This window comes from Streptomyces sp. UW30, assembly GCF_008042075.1.
GTDB lineage: Bacteria > Actinomycetota > Actinomycetes > Streptomycetales > Streptomycetaceae > Streptomyces.
In genome coordinates, this window is the sequence record NZ_RDBN01000067.1 from 1 (window position 1) to 3,935 (window position 3,935).

Below are 3,935 nucleotides of genomic sequence, written 5' to 3' on the forward strand. Positions count from 1 at the left end.
GGGCGTGGAGTGGGGGGTGGGCATGCTCCATGTGGGCGTTGTCAGGAGCATCCGTTGTCCGTGGTGGACATAGCGGTCGCCGTCCCGCGCTCCCGGTGCCCGAGGACCACCGGAGCATCTCGGTCCGTTCCGTCGGCCGTGTAAGCGGTGAACTCCCCAGGAGAGGGCGTTAGATTGACTCGCTGATGGTGGATGGCACGGATGGAACGGCTGGTCAGGGGGCAAGGGCGATGGACAGCGACGGGACGCACGACGCGCGGGGCACGCACGCGAACCCTGTGCCGCGTCCGGCGGTGCCTCCGGACGCGCCCGCGGTGCCGCCGCGGCCGGCGTGGGAACCGGGGGCGCCGAGGCGGCAGGAGAGCGGCCAGGGTGAGGCGGTCGCCGCCTGGCTCGACGAATCCCGGCCCGAAGCCGGGACCGGCATCTGGCGCTTCGGTTACCGCATGCCGAAGGCGGGCCCGAACGGGGAGCGGCTCGCTCCCGTGACCGTCATCGGCATGTTGATCCCGCTCGCCGTGGCGCTCGTCGTGTGGTCCTTCTGGCGGCGCGGCGCGATCCCGTACCAGTACACGTTCCTGCGGTTGTTCACCCCGGACGACTGGTGGTGGGGCGGCACGCTCGCCTCGCCCAAGCGGCTGGAGGACCAGTCGATCCAGTACCCGGGCGTGGAGGCACTGCAGGTCTACAACGGGCTCTTCTTCGCCCTGCTCGTCTACGCCGTGGGCCGGCTGGGTGGCTGGCCGGCCGTCGTCCGCCACGTGGTGGGCCACAGGCCCCAGCCCGCCCGCGCCCTGCTCGCCGCCCTCGGCGGCCTGATCACCCTCAGCTTCGTGTTCCCGGACGCCTTCCCCGGCGTCGGCTGGGACGCCCTGCCGATCGTGAACCCGCTGTTCTCGCTGATCGCGCTGATCAGCGACGGGTACGGGATCTACGAGTCGCCGTGGGCGACGGACGCGCTCTACGCCCTCATCACCCTTGCCGTCCTGTGGCCCTTCGCCAGGCTCGGCGGCTGGTGGTCCCTGGCCCGGAGCCGGCTTGCCGCCCGCGGCCGCGCCGCACGGGAAGAGGACGCGTCGTCGGTCGCCGAGCAGTCCCGCGCCCGCTGGCCCGAGCTGCGGGAGGCCGGACAGCACCAGGCGGCCGAGGTGCTCACCGCCGAGGTGCTCGCCGGGCGGATGAACGACGTCGACTGTGCGCGTGTCGAACACGGCTGGGTCCGGGCCCGGCGCCAGGGCCGGCTCGCCGTCTTCACGGACACGGTGCTGCGCCAGGCCGGCGCGGCGTTCACGCATCCTTCCGGCGCCCGGGACCTGCACGGCCGCGCCGCCCGGCACGACCTGCTCACCGGACAGGTGCGCATCGGAAAGTGGGCGGCCGCCGAGCGCGCGCCGCTGGCATACGGCGGCGTGGGCGCGGCCCTCGGGCGCGAGACGCTGGGCACCTCGATGCTGGTGGTCGGGCCGTCGGGCGCCGGTAAGACCCGGCATGTGATCGCCCCGGTGGTCGAGTCCCTCGCGCTCCAGGCGCTCACCGGCAGCTGCGCGGTCGTCGTGGTCTCCAGCGCGGGCACACCCGTCGGGTCGGACTCGTCGTACGACGTCGTGGTGCGCGTCGGCGACCCCGCCTCCGTGCACGACCTCGACCCGTACGCCGACTCCGACGACCCCGACGAGGCGGCCGGATTCCTCGCCGAGGCCCTGGCCGGGGACCTCGACACCGTCGGCGCCGAGCGTGCGGCCACCGCTCTCGCCCAACTCCTGGGCCCCTACCGTGCCGCCTACGGGCGCTTCCCTGCCCTGCCCGTCCTGCGGGAACTGCTGGAAGGGCACCCGGCGGCCCTCGCCGACCTGCGCCGGCGGCTAGCCGACGACCGGCACACGGCGATGCGCCGCGAACTGGAGGCCCGTGCACGGCAGACCGGCACCTCCGGCGACCCCGGTCCGGCGCTCGCCGACCGGCTCGCCCTGCTGGACCGGCCCGCGTTCGCCGACTTCTTCGGCTCGGGCGGCGACACGATCCGCCCGTTCTCGCTGCGTGCCGTCGCCCACCACCCGCTGCGCGTCCGCATCGACCTGCCCGAGCACGGTCACGAACAGGCCTCCCGCCTGATCGCCCGGTTGGTGCTGGCCCAGTTCGCGGGCGTTGCGCGCGAAGCCTCACGCGAGCACTTCGTCAGCCTGGTCCTGGACGATGCCACCGGCGCCGTCACCCCCACGTCGGTGCGGCGGATCCAGCGGCTGCGGTCGCAGAACGCCGGTGTCGTGCTCGCCCTGCGCACGGTCTCCGATGTGCCGGAGCCCCTGCATGGGCCGTTGTACGGCGCGGTCGGCTGCCGGATGGCGCTGGCCGGGGTGACGACCTGGGACGGCAGCCGGTTCGCCGACGCCTGGGGAACGGAGTGGGTCGAGACCAAGGATGTCGCCCGGCACACCGTCTTCGCCGACCAGCCGATGACCCGGGCCATGCACGCCCTGCGCAAGCTGGTGACCGGCAAGGCGGTGACGACGGAGGCGGTGACCGTGCGCCAGGTCGAGCGGGAGCGGTGGTCGGCGTCCGACCTCGCGCACGGGGTGCCGCCGGGGCACGCGGTGCTGTCGCTCACCAGCGTCGAGGGCGAGCACGCGCCGCCCTTGCTGGTGGATCTGCGGGGGTGACCTCGGTATACGGGTATGAGGCCACGCGGCGACCGTACGGTGAGGCAGAATCGACACAGGTCGTTCATACATGGCGGCCAAAAGATCACAGAGATCACACCGACTTGAAGGCCTCATGCCCCCCACGCTCTCCTCGCTCGTCCACCACTCCGCGCTGAAGCTGACCGTGCGGGCGGGCGAGGACCGCCTGGACGTACCCGTGCGCTGGGCGCATGCCAGTGAGCTCACCGACCCCGTGCCCTACATGGAGGGCGGGGAGCTGCTGCTGATCACCGCGCTGAAGCTGGACGCCGAGAACCCCGAGGCGATGCGGCGCTATGTGCGGCGCCTGGCGGGCGCGGGTGTGGTGGGCCTCGGCTTCGCGGTCGGCGTCAACTACGACGACATCCCCGAGGCCCTGGTCGACGCGGCGGCCGAGGAGGACCTGCCGCTGCTGGAGGTGCCGCGCCGCACGCCCTTCCTCGCCATCAGCAAGGCCGTGTCGGCGGCCATCGCGGCGGATCAGTACCGGGCGGTGACGGCGGGGTTCGCGGCACAGCGGGAGCTGACCAAGCAGGCGCTGACCGACGGGCCGGAAGGCCTGCTGGCCGGGCTGGCCTCGCAGGTGGACGGCTGGGCGGCGCTGTACGACGCCTCCGGTGCCGTCGTCGCGACCGCGCCCGAGTGGGCCGGGCGGCGGGCGGCACGGCTCACGGCGGACGTGGAGCGGCTGCGGGAGCGGCCCGCGCCGGCGTCGTCCGTGGTGGGCGGGCCGGAGAACGAGGACCGGGTCGAACTGCACACCCTCGGCACGGGCCGTCGGCCCAAAGCGGCCCTGGCCGTGGGAACGGCGGCCGCGCTCGGCACGGCGGAGCGGTACGCCGTCCACTCCGCCATCGCGCTGCTGACGCTGACGACCGAGCGCTCACGGTCCCTCCAGGCGGCCGAACAGCGGGTCGGCGCTGCCGTGCTGCGGATGCTGCTCGCCGGGCAGCCGGACCATGCGCGGGCCGTGGCCGGGGGCCTGTACGGAGGGCTCCTGGACGCGCCGTTCCGGGTGATCGTCGCCGAGTCGGCGTCGGTGTCGGCGGCACGGGTCGTGGACTCCGGGACGCGGGTGCCGGTCAACAAGGCGACCGCCGCGGTGCTGGTCGCCGCCTCCGAGGCGAACGGCGATCCCCTGGGCGCGCTCACCGAGATCGTCGAGTCCGCGGCGGCCCGCGCCGGGGAGGCGGTGCTGGTGGTGCCGGAGGGACCGTGAGCGCTCGGTCGTCAGCGTCAGCAGCGCGATGGCGGAGT

General features: G+C 74.0%; 1 protein-coding gene and 1 pseudogene. Both read left to right on the forward strand.

Annotated features, from left to right (window positions below; all coding sequences use genetic code 11):
• The first annotated feature begins 230 nt into the window (after window positions 1-230).
• Window positions 231-2,657 carry an ATP/GTP-binding protein gene (locus tag EAO75_RS43655; RefSeq protein WP_148000699.1) on the forward strand — a complete coding sequence of 809 codons (2,427 nt, stop codon included), beginning with the start codon at window positions 231-233 and terminating at the stop codon, window positions 2,655-2,657.
• A gap of 115 nt (window positions 2,658-2,772) precedes the next feature.
• Window positions 2,773-3,891: pseudogene (locus EAO75_RS43660) on the forward strand (PucR family transcriptional regulator ligand-binding domain-containing protein); the annotation flags it as partial.
• Window positions 3,892-3,935 lie beyond the last annotated feature (44 nt).